We start from the raw sequence: 25,480 nt of genomic DNA, 5'->3' as shown, positions 1-25,480 counted from the left end.
ATACAAAAAAGCGCCCTCGTCTTTTGGGACGAGGAGCGCTAGGACTCGCGGTGCCACCCAATTTGATTAAGCTAATCCTTAGCTTAATCCTCTTTGGTCCGCGATAACGGGCGGTTCCGGTTAACTTAGAAGGAACGGGTCCTTTTGACGAGAACGCCTCCGAGTTGGATTCTCTTCATCGGCATGATCTGCTGTAATATTGTTAGTAGTATAACCTGTTTGCTAAGCCATAAGCAAGAATATCCCGGTAATCATTGCCCAGACAAGCGGCACACAGACCACAGCGTAGGCGAGCTTGAACTTTCTTTTGTGATAGGCCCACCAGCAGAAGTAAGCAATGAGGATTGGAATAGGATAAGCGAATAGCATAAAGGACGAAAATTCACGAAGCATTGGCGAATCCGGGAAAAATGAACGGCCCGACAAAGCTCCGACTGTGGCCAGGATGACTCCGGGATAGAACACAAGCGCAGCAGTATACACAAGATTCAATAAGGCTAGAACAATAAAGGCGACAGGATTTTTCACAAGTAACCCCCTTGTCTTATTTTACTAAGATGATTTGCCGAAGATCCCTTGAATCGCCGATGAGCTTACTCTCTTCAGCATTAAGCTGGGCTGATCCATCCCCGTCGAGAAAAATACCTTCTTTCGGCATACCAGGCGCAATAGTCTCCTTAATGGCTTGCCGGAATTCCGCCGCGGTGCATAAGGTAGGCGTAGCGATCAGCCACAGCCTTTGGTCTGCGTCATAGACCAATCCAGAACGCAGCCGCTTCTCATCCGGGTATGGCAGATGCTCCTGCTCGGCTGCCGATTCCCACCACACCTTCTCGTTCATCAAGTTCATGCTAACCCCGCCTTGAGCGAAGTAACGTCTCCGGTCTTTGACATTAATGTCCGAGACTGAAGAGACAACCTGCACGGAGTAGGCTGCTGCAGCTTCGTCCCATACCAGGGTGCCGCGGGGATATTTCACATTGAACCAGCCGCTTCCGTACTGTCCTGGAGCCCCGGCCACCGGCTTGTCGTTCATGGAGGCAATAGACAGGAGATCCTCCTTGTAAAAGAAACCGCCATTAATTCCGTAACCGGAATACATGGTCAAAGGTCCGTCCGCAGACTGGAGTGTAATCTCGGCAGGATGCGAAATGAGCGCATGAAGCTCCACGTTATTCGAGGCATCAGCCTCGAAATAAGTATAGGAGTGGGGGAGCCGAGAGGCGCTCCCCCACAATAGCAGCAGCACTACACAAGCCGCCAGAGTAACGGCAGCAGCCAGTCCTCGGTAATTCAGTCTAAGCTGTAACATAAGCGCCAAGCAGCTTGACGGTGTTCATGACCGCCTGCTTATGTGTACGCTCCATCGAGTGGGATGCATGTACGCCCGGCCCGATTAATGCAGCGCGAATGTTGTGACCTGCGCCCAGCGCAGCGGATGCATCGGACCCGTAATACGGATAGATATCCACCGCATAAGGAATGCCGCCCGCTTCAGCAAGCTCAATCAGCTTGCTGGTCATATCATAATCATAGGGCCCGCTCGAGTCCTTGGCGCAGATGGAGACGTCGGTCTCTTTGCAGCCGAGGTCGTCCCCCATAGCTCCCATATCCACGGCGATCATCTCATGAATGCCGTCAGGGATATGGGCGGCGCCATGTCCGACTTCTTCGTAGTTCGAGATCAGGAACACGAGGTCATGGCGGGGCGTCCAGCCCTCTCGCTTGGAGGATTCGATCAGTCCCAGCAAGGATGCGACACTGGCCTTGTCATCGATGTGCCGGGATTTGATGAAGCCGCTTGGTGTGATAACTGCGCGGGCATCGAAGGATACGAAATCACCGGTCTGAATGCCCAGCTTCCGGACATCCTCTTTGCTTTCGACGAGCTCGTCAATCCGAATCTCCATATTGCTTTCTTTACGAGGGAAATCTCTGGCATCACTATATACATGCACAGAAGGATGGGAAGTCAAAATCGTCCCCGTATATACCTTGCCGCTGCGGGTATGAATCTGGCAGTATTCATTCTCGATGCTGTTCATCGAGAAGCCCCCAACCGAAGTAATCGCTAAAGTGCCGTGGGCGGTGATTGATCTCACCATAGCTCCCAAGGTATCCACATGGGCACTGAGAGCAATACGGCGGCTGTCGTCCACGCCCTTGAGCGTTAATACAGCGCCACCTTTTTCATTGAGCGAGAAGGGCACGCCAAGTTTCTTGGCTTCGTCCTCAACTAATCCGATGGCCTGTTTCGTGAACCCGCTCGGACTCGGAGTATCGAGCAGCCTCTTTAATACGTCCAACACGTAGCTTTCGTCGACTGTAATATTCATAGAACCTCCTAAGGTATGTATCAGCTGGATTCAGCTAAGAGAAGTGCATCATCAATTCTAAGTGAACTCCAATTGGCAATTTGAAGAGCTTGACTAATTCTGAGGCTGGTCTTCAGCCGTCTTGGGTTCGGGTTCGGGAAATACATAACCGGTTGCCTCTTGAACTTGGGCGAGCTGAGCTTTGAGCCGGCGATTCTCTCTATCCAGACGATAGCTCCGGTACAGGCCGAACGAACCGACAATAATTCCGCCAAGCAGCGTTGAGCCGATGATGAGCAGAATCAGGGGGATCTGAACCACACCGAACAGCAGATTCACATCCACGGTTCTCACGTTAATAACAGCAAATATGGCTGTAACTAATGCAAATATTAAAGCTGCAATCAGGGACCATTGTATTCTCATGGTGCACCTCCTCTAAAGACAGTATAAAATCCCTTACCCAAAGCGGGCAAGGGATTAATCCATCAGACTCATTTGATTAATTCGTCAAATTCTCCATTTGTTCGATCAGCTCTCCGAATACACTCATCGCTTCGCGAATCGGCTGAGGCGATGACATGTCAACGCCAGCTTTCTTCAGAATATTGATGGAGTAATCACTGCCTCCGCTCTTCAGGAAGCCGAGATACCGATCCACAGCAGGCTGACCCTCTTCAAGGATTTGCTTGGAGAAGCTGGTTGCAGCCGAGAAGCCCGTTGCGTACTTATATACATAGAAGCTCGTATAGAAATGCGGGATGCGAGCCCATTCCATCTCGATATCCTGATCGACAACCATGCCAGGGCCATGGTATTTCTTGTTCAGATCATAGTAGATCGAAGACAACGCTTGAGGAGTAAGGGACTCTCCTGCCTCTGCGCGCTCATGAATAATCTTCTCGAATTCGGCGAACATCGTCTGGCGGAATACCGTCGTCCGGAACTGATCTGCATAATAAGTCAGCAGATACAGCTTCTGTTTCGGGTCGGTAGCATGCTTCAGCAGATAATCCATGAGCAGAGCTTCATTCGTAGTCGAAGCTACTTCTGCTAGGAAGATCGTGTATTGGGCATCACGGTATTTCAGGGCCTCATCCGAGAAATAAGAATGCAGCGCATGACCCATCTCATGGGCCAGCGTGAACATGCTGTTCAGATTGTTGTTGTGGTTCAGCAGAACATATGGATGAGTTCCATATGCACCCCAGCTGTAGGCTCCTGTACGTTTGCCTTCATTCTCGTATACATCGATCCAGCGGTGATCGAATCCGTCCTTAAGCACCTTCAGGTAATTCTCACCCAGCGGCTGAAGCCCTTCGCTAACCAGCTTCTTCGCCTCATCATAGGTGATATCCCACTTGTACTCCTCCACAAGCGGAGCGAACAAGTCATACATATGAAGCTCATCCACACCGAGCAGCTTCTTGCGAAGCGCCATATATCTGTGCAGCAGAGGAAGACTTTCATGGATGGTATCAATCAGGTTCGTATAGACCTCTTTGGGAATGTTGTCACCATAGAGAGACATTTCCAGAACTGAAGGGTACTTGCGAACATGGGAATAAAAAATATTCTTATTCACATTTGAGCTCAGCGTAGCGGCCAAAGTATTCTTTTGTCTGCCGTAAGTTTCGTAGATCGCTTTGAAGGCCCGCTGACGGACTTCGCGGTTCGGATTCTCCAGGAACTGGATGTAGCTGCCATGCGTCAGCTCCACTTCCTTACCGTTCTCATCCTTAATCTTAGGGAACTTCATGTCCGCATTGTTGATCATACCGAAGATATTCTTCGGTGCCTGCGACAGGTTGCCAACTTGGGCCAGAAGTGCTTCCTCGGCTTTGGTGAGAACATGAGCCTTCTCGCGTTTGATCTCCTGGAGCGTGAATTTATAGTCTGCCAGGACCGGGTTCTCTATGAATCCGTCCAGTTCCTGTTCTGGCAGGGATAGAATCTCCGGCGTGATATAAGAGAGAGCCTCGCTAATCTCCACGCTGAGCTTCTTAGCCTTCTCGACGAGTGCTTGATATGTAGGGTTCGTGGTATCTTCATCATGATGAAGGTGCGCAAATACGAACAAGCGCTCAATCTCGAGCGAGATTTCATCCTCAAGGGCAAAAGCAGCCTTGATATTCTCGGCTGTATTTAATTTGCCTTCATAGTCGGAAGCCTTGGACTTCTTCTGATTAACCTGCTCGTAGGACTGGTCCCAGGCCTTCTGATCAGGAAATAGATCATTCAGATTCCAGCTGTTGGCTTCAGTCACTTCGGAACGCTTTGGTAATGTGCTCATGGGTATCCTCCTTGGTAAAGTTAGAGATACTGGCCGTTTCTCTTGAACGGTCCGCTTATCCATATCCGGCGCTGAAGCTGTTAGCAGGCTGGAAGTCAGCATTATCGAGAGGAGCGTGGCACATCTCAAGGGCGTATTCCTCCCAATCTTTTTGCCAATAGTATGACCGGAGATTAGGCACAATATGAATAAGCGGACCAAGGTCTTAAGTTAGGCCAGATAACTGTAGACTACGAGTACAAAAGCCATGACAATCATAACTAAAGCCGTGATAGCCATGGGGCGTTTCAGCTTGGGAGGGATATTATTTTTGTTCAAAATAAGTACAAATCCCAATACAATAGCCAAAACAATAAACAGGGCAGTTCTTGAATAGTCCATAAGTAATTCTTCAAAACTCCTTTGAAATCAATCTAGACTTGTTTGAAGGAACTCATCAGCGTACGCCATTCTTCTTCTCTTCCTTCGAAATCTTCCTTGGGGAAACGGTTCTGCGCCCATTGCATCAAGGCAGGGCGGCTGAGGAAGGTATGGGTTTCCTCTCCCCATTGGTCGGAGATTTCACGCAGGACAATATATTTGCCCTGAACTTCGACTGTCATCATATTCCATTTGTCTGTCTTGTAAATTTCATGTTTTTTGATCATCGTGCTCGGTCTCCAGTCTGCAATCATTAAGTTCATGTATTCGTTCATAGTGTGATGCGTATTATAGGAAAGCATTTGCAAAAGCTTTATAAAATCATAACGCACGCTACTTAGGAAAGCAAATGCAACCGAGGGCAATTCAGGGAAAAATCGGACTTAGGATGCAGGGCTTAAGGCGCGTTGCAATGAACTCAGACATCGGTTATAATTTAGGTATTCGTCATTTAATGGCGTTATTTTAGGAGGTTGTTCATTTGAAAGGTACAGTTAAATGGTTTAACGCAGAAAAAGGTTATGGCTTCATTTCAGTTGAGGGCGGCGAAGACGTATTCGTTCACTTCTCAGCAATTCAAGGCGAAGGCTTCAAATCCTTGGATGAAGGTCAAGAAGTTGAATTCGAAATTACTGAAGGCAACCGTGGCGCGCAAGCAGCTAACGTATACAAAATATAATTGCACTTCACCCTATAAAGAAAAGACACAGCTCCGTGTGAGCTGTGTTTTTTTGCTTGCTTTGACCGAAACACGAGGGTAGTGATACACTGTGAAAAGAGAATTACTTGTACAAGACTTATTACAGGTGGGGAGCGTTACGGTATGAAATTCAAATTGTTTAAAGAACGTAAAGGTAAAGCTGACCAGGCCAAGAATAATCAGTGGGTCAAATTAAGCCGTGAGATTTATATGCAGGCACGCAAAGGTGGTCCCAACCCGGAAGCCAACTTCGGACTGAAGACGGCCATTGCCAGCGCCCGTGCAATCAAGATGCCAGCGGATAATATAGAACGTGCAATCAAGAAAGCATCAGGTAACGCGGATAATGTGGATTACGAAGAAATTTATTATGAAGGTTATGGTCCAGGCGGCGTTGCCATCATGGTGAAGTGTTTGACGGACAATCGGAACCGGACAGCAGCCGATGTCCGCGCGATCTTTAACAAAAGAGGCGGCAATATGGGCGAATCGGGCTGCGTAGCTTATATGTTCGACGAGAAAGGTTCCCTTGTTATTGATCGTGAGCAGTTTGAGGATATTGACGAGGACACCCTTCTTCTTCAAGCTGTGGAAGCGGGAGCAGAAGATATGGTTACAACGGACGAGACCTTTGAGCTTGTAACCCACCCGCATGAGCTGGAGAAGGTGAAGAGTGCCCTGGAGGCGGAGAATTACGAATTCAGTACGGCTGAAGTTCGCTGGATTCCGCAGAATACTGTGGATGTGGAAGGCGAGAATGCAGAGAAGCTGCTGAAGATGATGGATGCCTTCGAGGATAATGATGATGTTCAGGATGTATACTCCAACTTTGAGATCAGTGCTTCCGAGATGGAGCGCATTGGTTAATAAAAGAAAATCAAAAGGGCTCTTACCCCCTGGTTGCAGGGGAGTAAGAGCCCTTTTGGCTATAAGTTGAACTGGGCAAAAGTGTGCAATGATTAAGCTGCCCATTAATAATTCTACGGTTCTAGCTTACAAATATAATCGGTTCGCTTAGCTCCGGTGCTAGTCCACAATTCGCAGAATCTCGGCTACTTCCTTACGTGGCGTAGCTTTCGGTGAGACAGCGGGGTGGCCCAGCGCAATCACCATATTGACTCCGCGGTCTTCAGGGATATCCAGGAACTCACGAAGCTGCTCTTCTGCGAGCAGAACCGGGCCGGTCATAGGACAGGTTGCAAGCCCTTTGGCATGCGCAGCCAGCATTAAATTCTGGGAGGCCAGGCTGCTGCTCTTTAGGCCTTCTTCACTCCAGATATCTGGACTGCCGAACTGTAATGGATCAAATATTCTTTCACGGAATTTGGAAGCATAAGGGGTCGACAAGCAAACAATCAGTACAGGTGCACCCGAGAAGGCTGTGGCATAAGGGCCGAATGACTTAACAAGAAGTCTGGCTTCGCGTCCAAGACCCTGCTTCTCCGCTTCGGCAGCTTTCAAATGCAGCTGCTCCCAAGTGAAATCCTCAATTTGCTTGATCTTGTCGCGATTGACAACCGCAATGAATTCCCACGTCTGAGAGTTGGTGTCACTGGGTGCATATCTGGCACAGTCAATGATTTCTTCAATATCCTCAGTTGAGACGTTCTCTTCAGTAAAGTCGCGGATACTGCGACGGGTTAGCATAATCTCTTTGAAATCCTTGAAATCCATTTATTTCCCACCTTTTTAGGACTAGGTACTATATTTCTTGTTCCATCTATTATAGCTGATGAGATCTATCTTTGATAGCACGAGTGGGGCTAAATACTTTTGTTAATATTATTGCGGCCGGGAATCCGGTCCAGATATTTACTCGCAAATCCTAGAAATGCTACAAGGCTGAAGGTCATGGCAACCAGATAAAAGTCTTTGCGGCCGAAATGCTCATAAATGACGCCCCCAAATGTACCGCTGATCAGACCTGATGCACTGGACCACATCACCGTGAACATAGCAAGTCCGGTTGCTCTGTACTGGTCAGGAATCAGCCTGGTCAAGTATCTGACTGCTGTGACGAAGAAGATGCCGAAGGTGACGCTGTGCAGAGTCTGAATGGCAATGACACTGGCAGCCGAATCGGTCAGGCTCATTAACAGGAAGCGAAGAGCGAACATCAAGCAGGCGAATAATAGCAGTGGGAGCTCCTTCAGCTTGTCCCCATAGATGCTTAACAGGAAGAAGATAGGGATCTCCGAGAGGGAAGAGGCGAGCACGCCCCAGCCTACCAGATTATCACTGGACCCCATTTCCTTCATGGCAATGGTCAGGAAGGCGTCATTCATACGGTGACCAATGGCCAGGCAGAATACGCAGCCGAAGAACCAGAGCAGTTCCTTTTGACGAAGAATCTTCCAAAGTCCGGACGCTTCCATTCTACTCGTAGAGGAAGATTGGTCGCGGATGAAGAAGGTCAGGAATAAAGCAATCATCGTAAGTATGATGCTAATCCGGATCGTCCAGGAAGTACCGAGTGCGGTTAGAACATAACCAATCACAATCGCGAAGGTGGCGAATCCGAGAGAGCCAAATATACGGATAACGGTGAAGCTTTTGCCATATTCCTTGGCTGTAGTAATGGCCATCGTATCAGCAAGCGGATAGATCGGGTAATAAAAGAAGTAGAACACCATGATAACGATTAGGATGCCGAGAAAAGATTCGGAGACCGATAAGATCATGGACAGCACGAGCTGGCCGATTAATAGCAGGATGAGGATTCTTTTTATCGTGCGGTAGCGGTCACTGATCATACTCCATAGAAGATTGGAGAATAGAGAGATCATGGGTCCGATCGCGTAGAGATAGCCAATTTGTGCATTGGAGAATCCGAGGCTTCGGTAAAAGAGTGGAAAGAAAGAGAAGACAAGAACACTGATTCCGTACACTGTATAGGTGAAAGCCCGCAGCCAGTTAACGTCCCGCCGGATCTGATGTTGTGAATTCATGCTTAGGAGGCTCCAATCGGTAATTTTTTGACTAAAGTTCATTAAACAGCCACCGTTAGTATAGCATAACAAGGCACCAAGTTACCGGATTTCCGCTATAATATGGGATATCTAATACCTCTGGGAGGGATGGAAATGGACGTTTTTGTATATGATAGCCGGCTGGGAATCAAGGTTCCGGAATTTGATACTCCGTTCGAGGAGCTTCCTCTAATAGAGAGAAGGGGAATTATTGAGACCTGGGAAAATATCCGCGGGCAAATTCCGACCCGGGTTATGCAGCTGGAGCAGATTATCGTGACCAAGCTGAAGGAGCTGGGAGAAGAGCATAACTTTGCGCTTTCATGCAAGATTAACAGTGATATTGCAGAACTTGCGAGTATTATTAATGATCTTCATATATGGTATAGAGTATCGGCTGAAGAGCAGGAAGGAAAGAGACATTCCTGATTTGTCTGTGATATTGTTTATTTGTAGAAAGATAAGGATCATATTATAATAAAGAATGGTTCACACCAGTGAATGATGACTACCATGTGGAGGCAAGCCTTTGATTGATCTTGAAGAACGCCCATATCAGATACCCCGTGATCCGATCAGGCTGATGAGCCGGGTATATAAGTATTTATTGCCAGACGTGCGTTCCGAGCTGAACCAGTGGAGGCAGAGGGCCGAAGCCATACCGGATCCTGAGCTTAGACGACAAGCCCTTGCCAGTATTGCTACCAAGGAATTTCATTGTCAGGGAGGCTCGGTCTATGCAGCAGCCCACCTGGAGCAGAAACACGTGCTGATCCCGTTAATTGTAGCTTTTCAGACGATAAGCGATTACCTGGATAATCTGTGTGACCGCAGCACTTCAATGGATGCGGATGATTTCCGCCTGCTGCACCAGTCTATGCTGGATGCGGTCAATCCGGATGTACCCCTGCAAGATTACTACGAACTACGCGACGAGAAGGAGGATGGGGGGTATCTGCACCGCCTTGTCGCCACGTGCCGTAACTGTATCGCTGAGCTTCCCGGCTATGAAGCGGCTAAGCCGCAGATCGTGATGCTGGTCAAGCTGTATACCGATTTGCAAGTGTACAAGCATATTAAGCCTGAGCTGCGAGAGCCGGCACTGCTTCAGTGGCACGCCGAGCACCGGGATCTGGCTCCGGATCTGGAGTGGAATGAGTTCGCTGCCGCTACCGGGTCCACTCTGGGAGTATTCATGCTCTTCCTGGCAGCAAGCCATAAAGACCTTGATCAGACAAGCGCAGAGATAATCAGACATGCTTATTTCCCGCATGTATGCGGATTACATATAATGCTTGATTATTTAATTGATCAGGATGAAGACCGGATCGGCGGCGATCTGAATTTTTGCAATTATTACGACAATACCGAGACGATGCTGAACCGGATATCCCTGATCGTTCAGTCTGCGAGGCAGGACGTCACGGTGCTGCCAGCCTCTTCTTTTCACCGGATGATTATTGAGGGTCTGCTTGCTTTGTACTTGTCCGATCCCAAAGTAAGCCAGCAGCAGGAGATTCGCAGCGTATCCAGAAGATTGATGAAGAAGAGTCCTCTGACGAGGTTATTCTTCTTCGTGAACAGCCGCTGGATCCGAAAGCATATTTAAGCAACCATTTTGAGGAGGCAACCATTATGACACAAATGAAAAAAATTGCCGTATTAACCAGCGGTGGAGATTCCCAGGGGATGAACGCAGCAGTACGTGCCGTTGTGCGAAGCGGCCTGTACTACGGACTTGAGGTTTATGGCATACAGCGCGGTTATCAAGGCCTGCTGAACAATGATATTTTTGCTATGGATATCCGGAGTGTGGGAGATATTATCCAGCGCGGGGGAACCATTCTCCAGTCTGCACGCTGCCTAGAGTTCAAGACTCTCGAAGGTCAGCAGAAGGGTGCTCAAATTCTGCGGGATCGCGGCATTGATGGCCTTGTGGTCATCGGCGGAGACGGTTCCTACCAGGGTGCCGAGAAGCTCAGTCGTCTAGGGATCAAGACCATGGGACTTCCAGGAACCATCGATAATGATATTTCGTTTACAGATTATACAATCGGCTTTGATACGGCTGTTAACGTGGTTGTGGAAGCCGTGAACAAGCTTCGTGATACGATGTCATCGCACGAGCGTTCATCGGTGGTAGAGGTTATGGGACGTCACTGCGGAGACATCGCTCTTCATGCAGGACTGGCTTCCGGAGCTGAGACGATTCTTGTGCCTGAAGTATCTTACGATCTGAATGAAGTTGCTGACCGGATGAAGGCGAACTTTGATCATGGTAAGAGACACAGTATCGTTATCGTCGCTGAAGGAGTAGGCAAGGGCGAAGATGTGGCTACAGCCTTGAAAGAGCGTTACCCTTCCATCGATCCGCGTGTTACGGTACTTGGACATATTCAGCGCGGTGGATCCCCAACTCCATTCGACCGGAACTTGGCGAGCCGTCTGGGTGACTTCGCCGTTCGCAAGCTGATTGAAGGCGAATCCAACAAAGGCTGCGGCGTTCTCAAAGGTGAGCTTGTGCTTACGGATATTGAGAAAGTAGTTAATACCAAGAAGCCGTTCAACATGGAACTGTACGAGCTGGCTTCACGGTTGTCCCAATAATTATTATATAATTAGCTGCAAAAAAGGAATCCTGCCGGTAATGGCTGTGGATTCCTTTTTTTGTGCTATACGCCTATGCTGTAATTCGCTTGAGCACATTCATAATTTCCTCGGTTGGCCTCAGACCCTTCTCTGCAAATGCGACCTTTCCTTCCAGGTCGATCACAACGACCACGCGCTGCTGCGTCAAGAAACCCAGCGTCTTGCCGATCTCATACTTGCTGCGAATCTCCCCGTTCGTATCCACAACAAGCGGGAAATCATAACCGTGCTTGGCAGCGAACTTCTCATGGCTTTCCTTTGATCCGGGATTCACACCGAGCACGAGAGCATTGAAGCCATTATACGATGGCTCTGCATCTCTAACCGCACACAGCTGCTTGGTACAACCCGGTGTATCATCCATGGGATAAAAGATAAGTACAATAGGCCGTGTGCCTACATACTCAGCCAAATCAATTAACCCTTGTGTGCTTTCGGCGCGAAAGAGCGGCGCCTTTGTTCCTTCGCTGAGCATTGAACAGTCACGCTCCTAATAGATTAAGTAAAATGATGGTATTTGCCTGTATTCCTGTCTATTGTAGTACGTTGAGTTTATGGATGCAAAGCGGGTATGGACAATATTACCATATCAGTCTATTATTATACATAGATTAACTATGCATGGATTTACTATGTATAGAGATAAGAGGTATATTGGAGCGTTATTGAGTATGGAAGGAGGTTTGATCATGAAAATTAGCAAGGAAATGATGAAAGGAAGCACAGGCACCTTGATATTAACGATTTTATCGCGGGAGCCTTTGTACGGGTATGAGATTATCAAGCAGCTGGATGTAGGTTCAGGGGGCATTTTTGCGCTGAAAGAAGGCACCTTGTATCCGCTGCTTCACAGCATGGAGAGCGAGAAATGGGTGGAATCATTCTGGACCGAGACCGGGGGAAGGAAACGTAAGTATTACCGTATAACGGACAGCGGGCTTAAGCAGCTTGAAGAGAAGAAGACGGAGTGGAGAGTATTCCGGCAGGCCGTAGATACGGTGCTGGGGGAAGGAGGGAGGAATTGAGCATGGAAGATCAACGACGTGTTTTTCTGGATAAAGTTTGTACACAGGTAAAGGCCAAGGAAGTACATTCTTCCGTTCGGGAAGAGCTGGATAACCATTTGGAGGAATTGATTGAGGCTAGAGTAGATCAAGGATATGATGCAGATGAGGCCGTCACTTGGGCGGTAGCCCAGATGGGCGATCCTGCAGTGCTTGGTAAGCAGCTTCACCAAGTACATAGACCGCGGATTAACTACGGACTTATCTTGATTGTGCTGTTCTTTGCAGCAGTCAGCATCATTTCAATGTGGTCGGTGGTGCAAAATTATACAGCATACTCAGAAAAGTATGCATCCGCAGGGTTTCTGGAGAAGCAAATATTTTTCTTAGCACTCGGCATTGCTGTGATGATCGGGGTATATTTTCTGGATTACCGTAAGCTGTATAAAGGAGCTTGGTATTTGTATGGCATCGTTATGGTTGGGTTTGTGTTTACGTTTAACAGTCCAATTATGGCTGGTCAGCACAGGTATATTATCCTTGGTTCTTTAGCTTGGGATTGGGCTAACATTAGTACTTACTTGCTATTGATTGCTATCGCGGGGATTTTACAGAAAATGCGACATTCAGCGCTTAGCTTGTTAATCCGCAATTTTTTCGGATTTGCCATCACTTTGCTGCCAGTGTTCATCTATATGAGCATGGGGGCTTTAACGGAACTTGGGTTCTACCTGATTGGGTGTGCGGGATTGAGCGTCTGGTTGTACCGACGAAAGCTCACTGTTGTGATTGGAATTGGATTTGGATTTGGGAGTTTACTTAGTCTATGGTATGGATTTTTGAGCTTTATCGGGAATCCGATATGGTTAAGACTTACTCAATTTCTTCGCGCTTACAGCGACCCCGAAGGTTATGGATACACCTATGTTAAAACCCGAGCGGCTGTTCAATCCGCAGGCTGGTGGGGCAGAGGACTGGGCGCTCCGCTTAAGGCGCTTCCTTTTCTTCAGTCGGAATCTATTGTGACTTATTTGCTGTACAGCTTTGGCTGGGTCGCAGGGATTATTCTGGCGATAGCCACCCTGATGCTGATTCATCGCATGATAGCCGCCTACAAAAGGGTGGATGACAAGTATGGCAAATCGCTGATCCTGGTCATCATGATGATGCTTGGAGCCAGGCTCGTATACGGGCTGGGCATGTCGATGGGTTACGCCCCCATTATAGGGGTGACTTTCCCGTTCGTAGGCTATGGCGGTTCTCATTTACTCATCGAGTTCGCGGCTGTAGGGTTATTGCTGTCTATTTATCGAAAAAAAGATATCATCAGGGCCGCCTCAACTCCAGCCTCGACCTCGTAAGGCCGGCACTTGATCTGGTCATCAACTAAAGAACGCCGCCCGTATCCAAATGGATATAGCAGCGTTCTTTTGTCTAATTATTGTAAAGGCAGCCCCAGGTCCTTGGCATATTTCTTCTGCATATAGGCGAGCCGCAGGAATAAGGATACGGCGGCAACCGCCAGCCCGCTGATTAAACCCAGCCAGTACCCGTATGGTCCCTGACTTGTGTAATTAGCTAGAACATATCCGAGCGGGAGGCCAATGACCCAATAAGCGATAAACGCAAGAAGGAACGGAGAGTTCACATCCTTGTATCCTCTTAGAGCTCCTTGAATCGGAGCGGCAATCGCATCTGAGAGCTGGAAGAATATAGCGTAGATGAGGAAGTGCTTGGTCAGCTCGATTACCGCAGGCTCATCGGAGTATAGAGACGCAACCCCATGTTGGAATACTAACAGAATGATTGCAGTGACGATGGACATGCCAGCTGCAGTTCCTATTCCAAGTCTTGCATACTGCTTGGCATCCCTAAGTCTGGCTGCTCCAGCCTCGAAGCCCACCAGAATCGTCAAAGCAAGACAGATACTAAGCGGAATCATATATAGGGTTGAGGCAAAGTTTAGCGCGGATTGATGTGCTGCAATGGTCTGCGTATCATACCTGCTCATGAACAAAGTTACCGCTGCGAAGACGGCTGTCTCGAAGAAGATGGCGAAGCCGATCGGCACGCCGATCTTGAGCAGCTCCTTCCATTTGGCGAAGGAGATCTTATACCAATTTCGGAGCATGTGATACTTAGAGAATGCTTCGCTTTTACGGACTATGATGAAAGCTAATATAAAGATGCACCAATAGGTAAATGAGGAAGCGACGCCCGACCCGATCCCTCCGAGCCGCGGGAAGCCCATTTTGCCGAAAATAAGCAGGTAATTCACAAGTACATTAATGGGCAGGGACAGTAGGGTGATTGTCATCGAAATTCGGGTCTGTCCTATGGAATCAATGAAAGAACGAAGCACAGTATATCCGAACAAAGGAATGATACCGGTGCCGATGGCGACCAGAAAGTAGTGGGCTACGTGCTGAACCTTTGGCTCAAGACTCATGCCGTTAAGAATAGGATCAAGCGCTATGCCGCCTCCAACAAGAACCACGATAGATACCGTTAGAGACAGCAGCAAAGCCTGCATCACATTAAAGTCAACCTGGTCTCGCTCACCCCGGCCAACAAGATGGGAGACTATGGGAATGATGCCCATAAGAATACCACTGAGCCCCGTCTGGACAGGCAGCCAGAGGCTTGATCCAATTGCGGCTCCCGCAAGATCAGCTGGACTTGAGTGGCCTGACATCACCGTATCGAAGAAGGTCATTAGAGATAAGGTGATCTGTGTAATCAGGATCGGAATTAGGATATGAATAAACTGGATATATTTCTGTTTCAGAGTGAATGTCTGCTTCATTTCAAGTCTCCATTTCAGTAGCGTTCCTGGGAGCGGGAAAGCTGCTCCACACAAAGAAAAAGCCCATTAAAGGGCTTTTCATTAATCCACAATAAATGCTTATTTGTAATCTACACCGGCTGTATACCGATTATTCGCGTTCCAGAGCAGATACTCGTCAACCTTCATTTCCTTCAGTGCGCGAATCTGCTCTTCAACTTCATGCTTACCATACTTGGAATAATGTCCGCTTCCAAGCCAGCTTGCCGTGAAATCCTGTATCCATGGACGGATGATCGGCTTCTTATCACCCAGCGGGTCCAGCTTCTTGTGCGTATCGGCCATTGAGCCTTTGATGGTCTGGTAAGGAGCTTTATCCGGATCCTTGGTTCCGAACCAGCCTGTCGTATAATGGCTTGGATAGATCATAGGCGAGATTACGTTCACGTTCTTGGAAATCTTGGTGAAATCCTGCCCGATTCCCTCAGCTGCAGGAACCGAAGCGGCATAGCCAAAAATATCTACGGATACGCGTACACCCAGCGGTTCTAGTTCCTTGCGGGCATAATCAACAAAGGAGGACACCGCATCTACCCGGCTTTTATCGTCCTTAATGTATTTCAACGTATTAGCCCGTTTCTCAAATCCTTCTGGGAATCGTACATAGTCGAACTGAATCTCTTTGAACCCCAGGGCAGCCGCCTCTTTGGCAATGGCTACGTTATATTCCCACACATCTTTACTGTAAGGGTTGACGAAGCTGTCTCCTTTACCATTGCTCCATACCGTACCATTGCTCTGGCGGAAGGATAGCTCCGGGTGCTTCTTGGCAAGCACAGTATCTTTAAAGACAACTACCCGGGCAATCGGATATACCTTGTGCTTCTTCAACCGATCCATAAGTGCGTGAATATCGTGAATAAAGTTCTGCGGTTTGCCGTATTTAAGAAGTTCCTGATTAGTCGTAGGATAGGTTATGTAACCGGAATCGTCCTTTATATCAATGACCATGGCATTCAGGTCTGTGGTGTCCGTCAATTTGAGCAGCTGCTCCATTCTGGATCCGCCAGCACTGTAGGCCGTAACATAAATCCCTTTTACCTTGGGTGCTTCCTCCTGTGGGTCTGTCTTCACGGTTGTAGTTGAAGTTGTTCCAGTAGGTGCTGTTCCATTAGAAGCCTTCTGAGAATAAGTAGCGATAGATTGATAGGATGATTTCAGAATACCAGCAAGGCTTCCTTTCTGAGGTTGGTCCGTGTGATGGCCAGAAGAAGTGCTCACAGCCAGCATTAGCAGTGTCCATAAGATGTTCATGTGAAGTTTCTCTCCCTTGTGTGCGCTCTCTATTATAATTATATCGGATAAAATAAATGCCAGAAAGAGCAGAATTGTCATTTGTTCTTGGCAGGTTTTAGAGTATAAACCGCTGTAACCTCTTTAAACTTAAAAATATGTGGTTAAACGTCCAAAAATTAGTAGCTACAGAAATTTAACAAAGATCCATGTGAAAATGAATAAGCCGCCTCTTATACAAGAAGCGGCTTAAGGTGTTCTTGATTAATGTAGAAGCGCGGAACTTTGATGTTCGCAAATGCTGTAGTGAATAATCTCTAATGCATCCTCGGGTTCCAGAACAGTAAAGCCATCCCGAAGCAGAATTCTGGAATTCAACTCCTCGGTATTGAAGAATGGCATCATATCGGGGAACCATTTCATGACGATTTGAGAAAGTTTTACCGTTTCCATGTCCACAATAATCATCCTTTCCTCCAAGAATCATTCATTTAAAGAATCATTCATCGTACCGGAAAAGCTATTAACCTGTGAAGTTAAAGGGTAAAGCTCCATTTCTGCAGAGATCTCATGAATTTGGCAAAGGTCCGTGCTTCCTCATCATACCATATTACCCCTGGTGGTGCACCAGAGGTAATTAACCACGCCGGAAGGAGCCCATGACGCCAACGGTTTCAACAATATTAACGAATGCCGTAGGGTCAGTTGACTTGATAATTTCTCTTAGCTCAGCCAGCTCGTATTTGGTAGTTACGGTCATCAGCATGTCTTTTTCCTTATGGGAGAAAGCACCCTCGGTTTTGATCAGCGTGACCCCTCGCGGCAGACCGAGAAGCTTCTCCAGCATGGCGTCTGTCTGGTTCGTAATAATGAAGAGTGTGACTTTGACGTGGCTGATGTGAATATAATCAACGACCTTGCCGCTTAAATAGATGGAGACCATGGAGGCCAGAGCCAGATTCCATTCTCCATTCAAGTATCCCATGGCCAGAACGACCAAGGTATTCAGGACAACGATTACACTTCCGACAGGAAAGTCACGATATTTGGTAACAATGGAGCCCAGAATATCGAATCCGCCGGATGAGCCTCCTGCTCGGAAGGAGATTCCAGCCCCAAGGCCTACGAGCACGCCACCGAAGACGGAGGCCAGCAGAGCGTCCTGGGCTAGCATCTTCACAGGTACCGGGATCAAGGCGATGAACCAGGTTGTTGTTACAACCGAGAGAATGCTGAGACCGATGAATCTTTTGCCTAACAGGAACAGACCTGCAATCAGAAGAGGAATGTTATACACCAGATACATCGTACTGATGCTGAAGCTGGTGAAATATCCAGTGAGCATGGATAGCCCGGACACCCCTCCGCTCAGGAGCTTGTGGGGAATCAGGAAGAGATTGAATCCGGCGGCAATGAGAACAGCCCCGAAGACAACCGCCAGACTGCGATTGATTAATTTGTACAAAGGGTTTCACCTCGCGAAATGGTTCTTGGTATGTAACTGGTGTTTCAAGAATGTTTTGTGCTATAATGTTTGAGATATTCTTGAGTAGGGATGGATTTCCATTTTAATGAATATATGTGTTACTGTTACATGGTTCAAAAGAAACGGTAAAGTTTAGATAACCAAAGGTTTATTTTCCAGCTTTACCCTACCCCCTGTAATGATACATTTTTGCAGGATGGGACAGCCTAATAAACGTTTACCGCTACTTAAGAATAACGTCAAGAATGTGGATCTGTCCACCATATCCACCATATAGAAGGAGCATGAATAAATTTGAGTACATTTACAGAATTCGGCCTAGAGCCAAAGGTTTTACAAGCAATTACGGAGCTTGGCTTTGAAGAGGCAACTCCGATTCAGTCGAAGTCCATTCCATTTGCAATGGAAGGAAGAGACCTGATTGGACAGGCGCAGACCGGTACAGGTAAGACCGCTGCTTTCGGCCTCCCGCTAATCAACAAGATCAAGAGAGAAGAAGAGCGAATCGTTGCTTTGATCATGGCGCCAACACGTGAACTTGCCATTCAAGTAGCTGAAGAGATCAGCAAGCTCTCCCGCTTCAAAGGCATTCGTTCCCTTCCGATCTACGGCGGCCAAGATATCGTACGCCAGATTCGCGCTTTGAAGAAGAAACCACAGATCATCATCGGAACCCCGGGTCGTCTCCTTGACCACATTAACCGCAAGACTATCAAGCTGGACGACGTACAGACAGTCATTCTTGATGAAGCGGACGAAATGCTCGATATGGGCTTTATGGATGATATTCAATCCATCCTGAAGCTTGTCCCCGAAGAGCGCCAAACAATGCTATTCTCTGCAACTATGCCAACGAATATCCAGAAGCTGGCTCAACAATTCTTGAAGAATCCAGAACATGTATCCGTGATCCCGAAACAAGTCAGTGCGCCACTTATTGACCAGGCTTATATCGAAGTGCATGAACGTCAGAAGTTCGATGCTCTTACTCGCCTGCTTGATATGGAATCTCCTGAGCTCGCTATTGTCTTCGGTCGTACGAAGCGCCGGGTTGATGAGCTTGCAGAAGCTTTGTCCAAACGCGGATACTCAGCAGATGGCCTTCATGGCGACTTGTCACAGAATCAACGTGATACCGTAATGCGCAAATTCCGTGACGGCAGCATCGATGTACTGGTAGCCACAGACGTCGCTGCACGTGGTCTGGATGTATCCGGTGTGACTCACGTAGTTAACTTTGACCTTCCACAGGATCCTGAAAGCTATGTTCACCGTATTGGACGTACAGGACGTGCAGGTAAGGAAGGTGCAGCTTACTCCTTCGTAACACCACGTGAGCTGGATCATTTGCACTTTATCGAGCGTGTAACTCGCCATCGTATTACCAAGAAGCCGCTTCCAAGTATTGCTGAAGCGATTGAAGGCAAACAACGGATTACTGCTGAACGCTTGATCGAGCTTGTTGAGAATGGTGAGTTGAACGAGTATAAAGGTATCGCTATTCAGCTGCTTGAGCAGTATGATTCTGTGAATCTTCTGTCCGCAGCGATCAAGCTTGTAACTGGAGACAAGAAAGAATCTGGTAACATTGAATTGACTCCGGAAGAGCCAATCCGTGTTAAACGCCGCAAGCCGGACATTCGTTCCAACGGACGCAAGCCATCCGGTGGTTATGGCAATCGCAGCGGTGGCCAAAGCGGTGGAGGATCTTACCGTGGGAACCGTGAAGGTGGCGGTAATCGCAGTTATGGAAGCAGCAGCTACGGAAGTGGCAAAGGCGGATATAGCAGCGGCAGCAGAGAAGGCGGACGCGACTATTCTTCCCGTACTTCTTCGGATCGTAAGCCACGTTCTACCGGCGGCGAACGTCGTCCTTCGACACGCAGCGATAACGAATAATCCTTTTCAATTCAAGAAGACGAAGCGGCTTAACCGCTTCGTCTTCTTTAGTTCTTGTTCCTTGAGGTTAAATAAAAGTACGGCTTACAATAACAAGCAGAATAAACAATACCAGAATTGTTCCAGTAGAAGTAAAGATGTTGCTGTATCCACCTACTTGGGACATGGTCGGTACCTCCTTTGATATGAAAAAGTTTAGGCTTACAAGGTATCATATGGCATAAACCCTGGTCATGATAAAGACATTAACCCAGTTGGTGTGAAATAGGCGCTGGAATGAGGATTACTGATAGAGTATAGTTATAATTACAGAGACTCGTACTTATTGAGGGGGAGAAGGTTTGGATACAAGAGGGCTAATGGGTGGGTTATATAAGATTACAGAATGGATATCACGAATTGCGGGAAGTAATTTATTATGGCTGTTATGTTCATTCCCGTTCTTTTTTGTTGTCGTTAATAAAATACTGCTGCTTCAGACTATGCCTAATGAACCCGAGACACTGACCTATTGGTTAATGGCGGTATTGGCACCGGTTACATTGTTCCCGGCAACGGCAGCGCTATTCGCGGTTACCCGCAAATGGGTAATGGGGGAAGAGGATGTGTCGGTGTGGCGTACGTTCTTCAGAGGGTATAAAGAGAACTATAAGCAAAGCCTTATCGGGGGCATATTCTACACGCTACTGTGCGTGATTATGATTGTGGATTATAAAGTGTACATGAATCAGATCCCGGGCGCTAAGGTAATCGGTATTGTGATGCTGATCTTTATGTTTATTCTGTTCATTTCTATGTTTAACTTCTTTTCCATGGTTGCTCATTATCATATGGGGATCAAACAGATTATCAAGAACTCGATACTTTTAACGATGGTACGTCCGCTTCGTATGCTGTCCACCTTGATCTGTGCGGTAGCTTTAGTCGTGATTACTTATAAATTCCCGTTCCTGATCCTGTTTGGATTTGGCAGCTTAATGGCTTTTGTTGCCTTCTTCAATTTTTACGGTACCTTTACGAAAATGCAGCAAATGGCCGAGAAGCAGCAGGCCGAACAAGATACGCTGAATGAGGAGACGGATCCACTGCTCTCGGAGGAAGTCAATAGCGATAAATAACCTTATGAGGACTTCTGCGCTCAGGTGGAAATTACCAGAGTTTTTGCTTGCCGGATGAGTTTACTTTTCGGATGTAAGCGTCTATAATAACAATACATCCTGCGATGTGCGTTTCGGTTATACTTTGTTTTGAACCAATGAAGATGTCTTGGGAGATCAATATTGCAGCGCAGCTGATAAGCCCTATCTATATGATTAGGGGACTTCAAAAACGCTACTGAGGTCACCCACCTGCCAATGCAGGTTCTAAGACAATGTGATCGGACGGCATAAGCGGGATTCCTAACAATCCTAAGTGAGCATCTCTGTATTCGTGATGAATATGGAGATGCTTTTTTGCGTCTTTCCAAGTGTGCTCAAATGACTTTTGTTTGCTGTCTAACAATGTTAAACTATAGAGAGCGTATACAAATATCAGATTTGATCCGCACGGACTGAAGGAGGAAATCTATTGTCACTCAAGAGAACGATGGCGGGACTGCTGCGCAGCCAGGAAGGAAGCGGCGACCGCGCCAAGCTGCCTGAACTTAAGACACGTTATTATCAATTATCCAAAGAAAAGGCATGGGAGGAAGTATCCTCTACCATTAAGAAGATTCCAGGGTACAAGCTGCTTCACGAGGTGCCTTCTGTAGGGGAAATTCTGTTAGAGAAGCGCAGTCCATTCGGACGTATGATGGATATTACCGTATCTGTCATCCAGACGGGACCGATGAGAGCTGCTGTGGATATTTATTCCGCTTCACGCGGGTCGATGGGGGATCTCGGATCGAATTACCGGAATATTATTCAAATATTCGAGGTGCTGGATAAGAAGCTAAGTAAATACAAGACAACGGGTGGATAAATGAGCAGAAAAAAACGGGCCAAGGGATTAGCTCCTTGTGCCCGTTTTATTTAGATCAATTCCTTGACAGCGGCCAGGGCTTTGTCATAGTCCGGATGCTCGGTCATTTCGTTCAGATACTCAACATAACGAATAGTGTTGTCAGCATCTACCACGAAGATAGCACGATAGTCGATTGCGAATTCTTTGATCAATACGCCGTAAGCTTTACCGAAGGAATTGTCTTTGTAGTCAGACAATGTGATTACGCCCTCAATACCTGAGGCACCGCACCAGCGGGCTTGAGCAAATGGGAGATCTGCACTTACGGTAAGAATAACAACGTTATCTCCCAAGCTGTCAGCTTCCTGATTGAAGCGGCGAGTCTGGGCGTCGCATACGCCTGTATCAAGTGAAGGGACAACACTGATCAGTTTGATTTTGCCAGCATAATCCTGCAGGGAAGCTGTTTCCACTAGGTTCTTGTTCAAGGTGAAATCTGGTGCTGTATCGCCGACTTTGAGCTCGGGACCTACCAAAGTGATCGGATTGCCTTTGAATGTGGCTGTTTGACGTTCTTGTGCCAAATAAATCTCCTCCTTAATTGGTTTTACATGCCAGAATACATTATAATCTTTTTAAAAAGCGCTTGTCCAATGTTAGGAAATGAAATAGGAAAAGGGTGATATAATTGATCTTCATCCGATATGAGAACTTGAAGAGTTATTTGCGCTATTATCCGGTTACTTCCTTGATTCTATTAATTAATATAATCATGTTCCTTCTTGTTACCTTGAATGGGGATGATCTGCTTAGATTCGGAGCGCTTACCAATGATGTCACATATGAGCATGAGAAGTGGCGTTATCTGACTGCTATATTTCTGCACGATGGCTTTGATCATATCCTGTTCAACAGCTTTGCGCTCGTGGTATTTGCCCCTCCAATGGAAAGGCTGCTCGGATCCTGGAGGTACGCTGTGCTCTATTTGGGGAGTGGCCTGCTTGCCAATGCGCTCAGTATGGCCTATTACAATTATCATATGGAGCCTATCCTTACGGTTGGTGCTTCTGGCGCTATCTATGGGGTATATGGAGGTTTTCTATATGTGGCATTGCTTCAGCGGCAGTTCATGGATGATGCGTCGCGCAAGACGCTCTATGCTATTCTCATGGTAGGGCTTGTTTTCTCGGTCATTGTGGATAACATCAACTGGATGGCTCATCTGGGCGGGCTGATCACGGGATTCTTCATCTATGGTGTTTTGATTCGGCTATCAAGGGGCCGCACAAATTAAAATTTTTATGATTAACCTTATTTAGTGGATCGCGTAAAGAGCAGAATGGAGAGGTTAGGGAAGTGGAGTTAAGACAACTGCTGTACTTTGTGAAAGTAGCCCAGAAGGAGCATGTTACGAAGGCGGCGGAAGAGCTGCACGTTGCTCAGTCTGCTGTTAGCAGGCAAATTCATCAGCTTGAACAGGAGCTGGGTGTAGATTTATTTATTCAAAAGGGGAGAAATGTTCACCTGACTGCGGTAGGGCAATTGTTCTGCAGCAGGGTAGAGGCGATTATCAAGGATCTGGAGCTTGCTGTGAATGAGGTCCATGAATTTCTGGATCCGGAGCATGGAGAGATCAGACTTGGCTTCCCGCATAGTCTGGGCATTCATTTAATTCCCAGTATAGTGGCTGAATTCCGCAAGATTTATCCGAATGTGAAGTTTAGATTCAAGCAGGGGATGTTCCCGTCTTTGATCCGGGACGTGACTATGGCTGAGGTTGATCTTGCCTTCATCTCGCCATTTCCGGAGAGCCACGACCAGGTGGAGGGTAATCTTGTCTTAACTGAGGAACTGGTAGCTATTCTCCCGCCAAGTCATCCGCTGGCACAGGAGGAGACGATCCATTTGAGCCAGCTCAAGGATGACAAGTTCATCTTGTTCAGCAAAGGCTACTCACTTAGGCCGATTGTATGGCAGGCTTGTCTGGAGGCGGGGTTTTCACCCAAGATCGCGTTCGAGGGGGAAGAGACCGATACCATCCGCGGATTGGTAGCGGCGGGGATGGGGGTCAGCCTTTTGCCGGAGATGGCATTGTTCCAGACCAACCTGCTTCAACCTGCAAGAGTCAGGATCTCGAACCCGAGAGTAACGCGGACCATTGGCCTCATCCATCGTTCAGATGACAAGCTGCCGCTTGTGGCCCAGTCATTCCGCAAATTTTTGCTTGAGTATTTTGCGTCGGCCTCCAAATAGGTGCTAAGGCACAAGAAAAGAACCTCCCGGATGGGAGGTTCTTTGTGTATTCCTAAGATTAATCGCGATTGCTGGTGAAGATAAGAATGTAACGAATCAATTCAAGCAGAGCCACAAGTGCAGCAGCTACATAAGTCAGTGCAGCAGCATTCAGGACCTTCGCGACACCGCGTTCTTCTTCATTTGTAATATATCCCTCTGATACCATAACTTCGCGTGCCCGGTTGCTGGCATTGAATTCAACAGGCAGGGTGACGAGCTGGAAAGCTACTGCCGCTGAGAAGAAGATGATGCCTAGACCGACCAGATTCATGAACCCGAAGATAATTCCCGCCAGGAGAAGGATCGGGGCGAATCCGGATGCGAAGTTGACGACTGGGAACATTTTGTGGCGAAGAACCAGCATCGGATAGTGAACTTTATGCTGTATGGCATGACCCACCTCGTGGCAGGCAACGGATACTGCGGAGATAGATCTTTCATAGTAGACGGGCTCAGACAGGCGGACGACCCTTGCGATAGGATCATAGTGGTCTGTAAGCGATCCCCGCACCGGTTCTACGGGTACATCATATAGTCCGTTAGAATCGAGCATATGTCTGGCTGCCTCTTGTCCGGTCATCCCGCGTAAGTTAGGAACCTCGGCCCACTTCTTGAACGTCCCGGATACCCGGAACTGAGCCCATAAGGAGAATATAAATGCAATAATAATTAGAATATACATACCGTCAAAATACATTGTTCATTCCTCCAACCGTGAAATTAGGTAAATGGCCCATGATTGAGCAGAATACGGATGGCTTCTATACAGGCCATGCTTTGAGGCATCAGATGAGTAAAAGCGCGGTTAATCTGATTAGGCTGGAGCTGAGAAATAATAGGCTCAAGCTCCTTGACTTCACGCTCCAGCTGCTGCATATGGATCTCCAGCGCAGTTAGCTTCTCCGTGACCTCTTCTTCACTGCTGATATGGTTCCACAGATCCAACTTGGCCCGTATTTCCTCCAACGTATATTTCTCCTGTTTCATTTGGTTAATACGTTCAAGCCGTACCAAAGTTTCATGATTATAGAGACGGTAGTTCTTAAGAGTGCGGGACTCCGGGGTAATAAGTCCGATCTTTGTATAGTAATCAATCGTTCTCTCACTCACATTAGCCTGTTTGGCCAATTCACCTATTCGGTAAAGCTTCATATCTCCAATATCATCACTCCCTAAATACTCTTATCCAATCCCTCTATATAGATGTTCTTTCTACAATAAAATTAGTGGAATGAACGATCCGCGTATAAATGTATAATACACGATTCAAAAGTATACAGTCAAACGTTACGCTTTCATAAAGAGGCTACTAAACCTCTAAACCTAACATATAAATAACATAAGTAGTTAGATATTATAATTATTTTTACCTAATTTCATAAATTCTATTGTATTTTTTGTATACTTAGCTTTATAATCACATTA

30 protein-coding genes and 1 other RNA gene are annotated in these 25,480 nt (G+C 47.2%); 13 read left to right on the top strand and 18 right to left on the bottom strand.

What is annotated here, in order from left to right:
- Positions 1-222: 222 nt before the first annotated feature.
- From ACEN86_RS14485 to ACEN86_RS14455, 7 genes are all read right to left on the bottom strand, one after another.
- The gene (locus tag ACEN86_RS14485) at positions 223-528 is read right to left on the bottom strand and encodes a hypothetical protein (protein ID WP_495631311.1); all 306 of its coding nucleotides are present in this window, start codon (positions 526-528) and stop codon (positions 223-225) included.
- Between the two features lie 16 nt (positions 529-544).
- On the bottom strand, positions 545-1,312 hold the full coding sequence (locus ACEN86_RS14480; RefSeq protein WP_495631310.1) for a hypothetical protein: 768 nt from the start codon (positions 1,310-1,312) through the stop codon (positions 545-547).
- Positions 1,299-2,336, bottom strand: a complete 1,038-nt coding sequence (locus tag ACEN86_RS14475) for a M42 family metallopeptidase (protein WP_495631309.1) — start codon at positions 2,334-2,336, stop codon at positions 1,299-1,301. Before ACEN86_RS14475 ends, ACEN86_RS14480 begins: the two co-directional genes overlap by 14 nt.
- Before the next feature lie 93 nt (positions 2,337-2,429).
- Positions 2,430-2,741: a LapA family protein gene (locus tag ACEN86_RS14470; RefSeq protein ID WP_495631308.1), complete on the bottom strand. Its 312-nt coding sequence runs from the start codon at positions 2,739-2,741 to the stop codon at positions 2,430-2,432.
- A 76-nt stretch (positions 2,742-2,817) separates the two neighbouring features.
- Positions 2,818-4,608, bottom strand: a complete 1,791-nt coding sequence (gene pepF, locus ACEN86_RS14465) for an oligoendopeptidase F (protein ID WP_495631307.1) — start codon at positions 4,606-4,608, stop codon at positions 2,818-2,820.
- A 210-nt stretch (positions 4,609-4,818) separates the two neighbouring features.
- Positions 4,819-4,989 (bottom strand): hypothetical protein, encoded by a 171-nt coding sequence (locus tag ACEN86_RS14460; protein WP_495631306.1) that lies wholly within the window; start codon positions 4,987-4,989, stop codon positions 4,819-4,821.
- A 32-nt stretch (positions 4,990-5,021) separates the two neighbouring features.
- Positions 5,022-5,255 carry a hypothetical protein gene (locus ACEN86_RS14455; RefSeq protein ID WP_495631305.1) on the bottom strand — a complete coding sequence of 78 codons (234 nt, stop codon included), beginning with the start codon at positions 5,253-5,255 and terminating at the stop codon, positions 5,022-5,024.
- A gap of 254 nt (positions 5,256-5,509) precedes the next feature.
- On the opposite strand from ACEN86_RS14455, the gene ACEN86_RS14450 reads away from it, so the two are divergent.
- Both ACEN86_RS14450 and ACEN86_RS14445 read left to right on the top strand, forming a co-directional pair.
- Positions 5,510-5,707: a cold shock domain-containing protein gene (locus tag ACEN86_RS14450; protein ID WP_127200876.1), complete on the top strand. Its 198-nt coding sequence runs from the start codon at positions 5,510-5,512 to the stop codon at positions 5,705-5,707.
- A gap of 144 nt (positions 5,708-5,851) precedes the next feature.
- The gene (locus tag ACEN86_RS14445; RefSeq protein ID WP_495631304.1) at positions 5,852-6,595 is read left to right on the top strand and encodes a YebC/PmpR family DNA-binding transcriptional regulator; all 744 of its coding nucleotides are present in this window, start codon (positions 5,852-5,854) and stop codon (positions 6,593-6,595) included.
- 159 nt (positions 6,596-6,754) lie between these two features.
- Here ACEN86_RS14445 and ACEN86_RS14440 read toward each other — a convergent pair whose 3' ends face one another.
- Both ACEN86_RS14440 and ACEN86_RS14435 read right to left on the bottom strand, forming a co-directional pair.
- The gene (locus ACEN86_RS14440) at positions 6,755-7,402 is read right to left on the bottom strand and encodes a nitroreductase family protein (RefSeq protein WP_495631303.1); all 648 of its coding nucleotides are present in this window, start codon (positions 7,400-7,402) and stop codon (positions 6,755-6,757) included.
- Positions 7,403-7,491: 89 nt separating this feature from the next.
- A complete protein-coding gene (locus ACEN86_RS14435) occupies positions 7,492-8,676 on the bottom strand; it encodes an MFS transporter (protein WP_495631302.1) in 1,185 nt (394 codons plus the stop codon).
- 135 nt (positions 8,677-8,811) lie between these two features.
- Here ACEN86_RS14435 and ACEN86_RS14430 point away from each other — a divergent pair, with 135 nt between their 5' ends.
- From ACEN86_RS14430 to pfkA, 3 genes are all read left to right on the top strand, one after another.
- On the top strand, positions 8,812-9,126 hold the full coding sequence (locus ACEN86_RS14430) for a hypothetical protein (RefSeq protein WP_495631301.1): 315 nt from the start codon (positions 8,812-8,814) through the stop codon (positions 9,124-9,126).
- A 154-nt stretch (positions 9,127-9,280) separates the two neighbouring features.
- The gene (locus tag ACEN86_RS14425; protein WP_495634309.1) at positions 9,281-10,306 is read left to right on the top strand and encodes a tetraprenyl-beta-curcumene synthase family protein; all 1,026 of its coding nucleotides are present in this window, start codon (positions 9,281-9,283) and stop codon (positions 10,304-10,306) included.
- Positions 10,307-10,332: 26 nt separating this feature from the next.
- On the top strand, positions 10,333-11,304 hold the full coding sequence (pfkA, locus tag ACEN86_RS14420) for a 6-phosphofructokinase (RefSeq protein ID WP_495631300.1): 972 nt from the start codon (positions 10,333-10,335) through the stop codon (positions 11,302-11,304).
- Positions 11,305-11,377: 73 nt separating this feature from the next.
- Here the strand turns inward: pfkA and ACEN86_RS14415 are convergent, their stop codons facing one another.
- Entirely contained in the window at positions 11,378-11,821 is a 444-nt protein-coding gene (locus ACEN86_RS14415) for a peroxiredoxin (RefSeq protein WP_495631299.1), read from the bottom strand.
- A gap of 214 nt (positions 11,822-12,035) precedes the next feature.
- Here ACEN86_RS14415 and ACEN86_RS14410 point away from each other — a divergent pair, with 214 nt between their 5' ends.
- On the top strand, positions 12,036-12,371 hold the full coding sequence (locus ACEN86_RS14410; RefSeq protein WP_495631298.1) for a PadR family transcriptional regulator: 336 nt from the start codon (positions 12,036-12,038) through the stop codon (positions 12,369-12,371).
- Between the two features lie 2 nt (positions 12,372-12,373).
- Positions 12,374-13,711 (top strand): FtsW/RodA/SpoVE family cell cycle protein, encoded by a 1,338-nt coding sequence (locus ACEN86_RS14405; protein ID WP_495631297.1) that lies wholly within the window; start codon positions 12,374-12,376, stop codon positions 13,709-13,711.
- Positions 13,712-13,788: 77 nt separating this feature from the next.
- On the opposite strand, the gene ACEN86_RS14400 is transcribed toward ACEN86_RS14405, so the two are convergent.
- The 4 genes from ACEN86_RS14400 to ACEN86_RS14385 form a co-directional block, all read right to left on the bottom strand.
- Positions 13,789-15,156: an MATE family efflux transporter gene (locus tag ACEN86_RS14400; protein ID WP_495631296.1), complete on the bottom strand. Its 1,368-nt coding sequence runs from the start codon at positions 15,154-15,156 to the stop codon at positions 13,789-13,791.
- Between the two features lie 99 nt (positions 15,157-15,255).
- Positions 15,256-16,449 (bottom strand): putative glycoside hydrolase, encoded by a 1,194-nt coding sequence (locus ACEN86_RS14395; RefSeq protein WP_495631295.1) that lies wholly within the window; start codon positions 16,447-16,449, stop codon positions 15,256-15,258.
- A 243-nt stretch (positions 16,450-16,692) separates the two neighbouring features.
- Complete coding sequence (locus tag ACEN86_RS14390; RefSeq protein WP_185897401.1) at positions 16,693-16,896, bottom strand: hypothetical protein; 204 nt, start codon at positions 16,894-16,896, stop codon at positions 16,693-16,695.
- A 169-nt stretch (positions 16,897-17,065) separates the two neighbouring features.
- Positions 17,066-17,893 (bottom strand): YitT family protein, encoded by an 828-nt coding sequence (locus tag ACEN86_RS14385; protein WP_495631294.1) that lies wholly within the window; start codon positions 17,891-17,893, stop codon positions 17,066-17,068.
- Positions 17,894-18,208: 315 nt separating this feature from the next.
- Between ACEN86_RS14385 and cshA the strand changes: the two genes are divergently transcribed.
- The gene (gene cshA, locus ACEN86_RS14380; RefSeq protein WP_495631293.1) at positions 18,209-19,813 is read left to right on the top strand and encodes a degradosome RNA helicase CshA; all 1,605 of its coding nucleotides are present in this window, start codon (positions 18,209-18,211) and stop codon (positions 19,811-19,813) included.
- Positions 19,814-19,880: 67 nt separating this feature from the next.
- Here the strand turns inward: cshA and ACEN86_RS14375 are convergent, their stop codons facing one another.
- Positions 19,881-19,979, bottom strand: coding sequence for a dihydroorotate dehydrogenase (locus ACEN86_RS14375; RefSeq protein ID WP_127200862.1), 99 nt, complete (start codon positions 19,977-19,979; stop codon positions 19,881-19,883).
- A gap of 175 nt (positions 19,980-20,154) precedes the next feature.
- Here ACEN86_RS14375 and ACEN86_RS14370 point away from each other — a divergent pair, with 175 nt between their 5' ends.
- From ACEN86_RS14370 to ACEN86_RS14360, 3 genes are all read left to right on the top strand, one after another.
- The gene (locus tag ACEN86_RS14370; RefSeq protein WP_495631292.1) at positions 20,155-20,931 is read left to right on the top strand and encodes a YesL family protein; all 777 of its coding nucleotides are present in this window, start codon (positions 20,155-20,157) and stop codon (positions 20,929-20,931) included.
- A 93-nt stretch (positions 20,932-21,024) separates the two neighbouring features.
- Positions 21,025-21,215: non-coding RNA, 6S RNA (gene ssrS, locus ACEN86_RS14365), on the top strand.
- Positions 21,216-21,382: 167 nt separating this feature from the next.
- On the top strand, positions 21,383-21,778 hold the full coding sequence (locus tag ACEN86_RS14360; protein ID WP_495631291.1) for a DUF1499 domain-containing protein: 396 nt from the start codon (positions 21,383-21,385) through the stop codon (positions 21,776-21,778).
- 50 nt (positions 21,779-21,828) lie between these two features.
- Here ACEN86_RS14360 and tpx read toward each other — a convergent pair whose 3' ends face one another.
- Positions 21,829-22,344 carry a thiol peroxidase gene (gene tpx / locus ACEN86_RS14355; protein WP_495631290.1) on the bottom strand — a complete coding sequence of 172 codons (516 nt, stop codon included), beginning with the start codon at positions 22,342-22,344 and terminating at the stop codon, positions 21,829-21,831.
- A 104-nt stretch (positions 22,345-22,448) separates the two neighbouring features.
- Here tpx and ACEN86_RS14350 point away from each other — a divergent pair, with 104 nt between their 5' ends.
- Both ACEN86_RS14350 and gltC read left to right on the top strand, forming a co-directional pair.
- Positions 22,449-23,054, top strand: coding sequence for a rhomboid family intramembrane serine protease (locus tag ACEN86_RS14350; protein ID WP_495631289.1), 606 nt, complete (start codon positions 22,449-22,451; stop codon positions 23,052-23,054).
- A 62-nt stretch (positions 23,055-23,116) separates the two neighbouring features.
- Complete coding sequence (gltC, locus tag ACEN86_RS14345; RefSeq protein ID WP_495631288.1) at positions 23,117-24,013, top strand: glutamate biosynthesis transcriptional regulator GltC; 897 nt, start codon at positions 23,117-23,119, stop codon at positions 24,011-24,013.
- A 58-nt stretch (positions 24,014-24,071) separates the two neighbouring features.
- Here the strand turns inward: gltC and ACEN86_RS14340 are convergent, their stop codons facing one another.
- Together ACEN86_RS14340 and ACEN86_RS14335 are read right to left on the bottom strand one after the other, a co-directional pair.
- Positions 24,072-24,752, bottom strand: coding sequence for a zinc metallopeptidase (locus tag ACEN86_RS14340; RefSeq protein WP_495631287.1), 681 nt, complete (start codon positions 24,750-24,752; stop codon positions 24,072-24,074).
- 23 nt (positions 24,753-24,775) lie between these two features.
- Positions 24,776-25,207: a MerR family transcriptional regulator gene (locus ACEN86_RS14335; protein ID WP_495631286.1), complete on the bottom strand. Its 432-nt coding sequence runs from the start codon at positions 25,205-25,207 to the stop codon at positions 24,776-24,778.
- Positions 25,208-25,480: the final 273 nt, after the last annotated feature.

It is taken from the genome of Paenibacillus sp. Paensp111, from assembly GCF_059492195.1.
The sequence above is the reverse complement of the archived record's forward strand: the minus strand, read 5'-3'. Positions and strand labels throughout refer to the sequence as shown.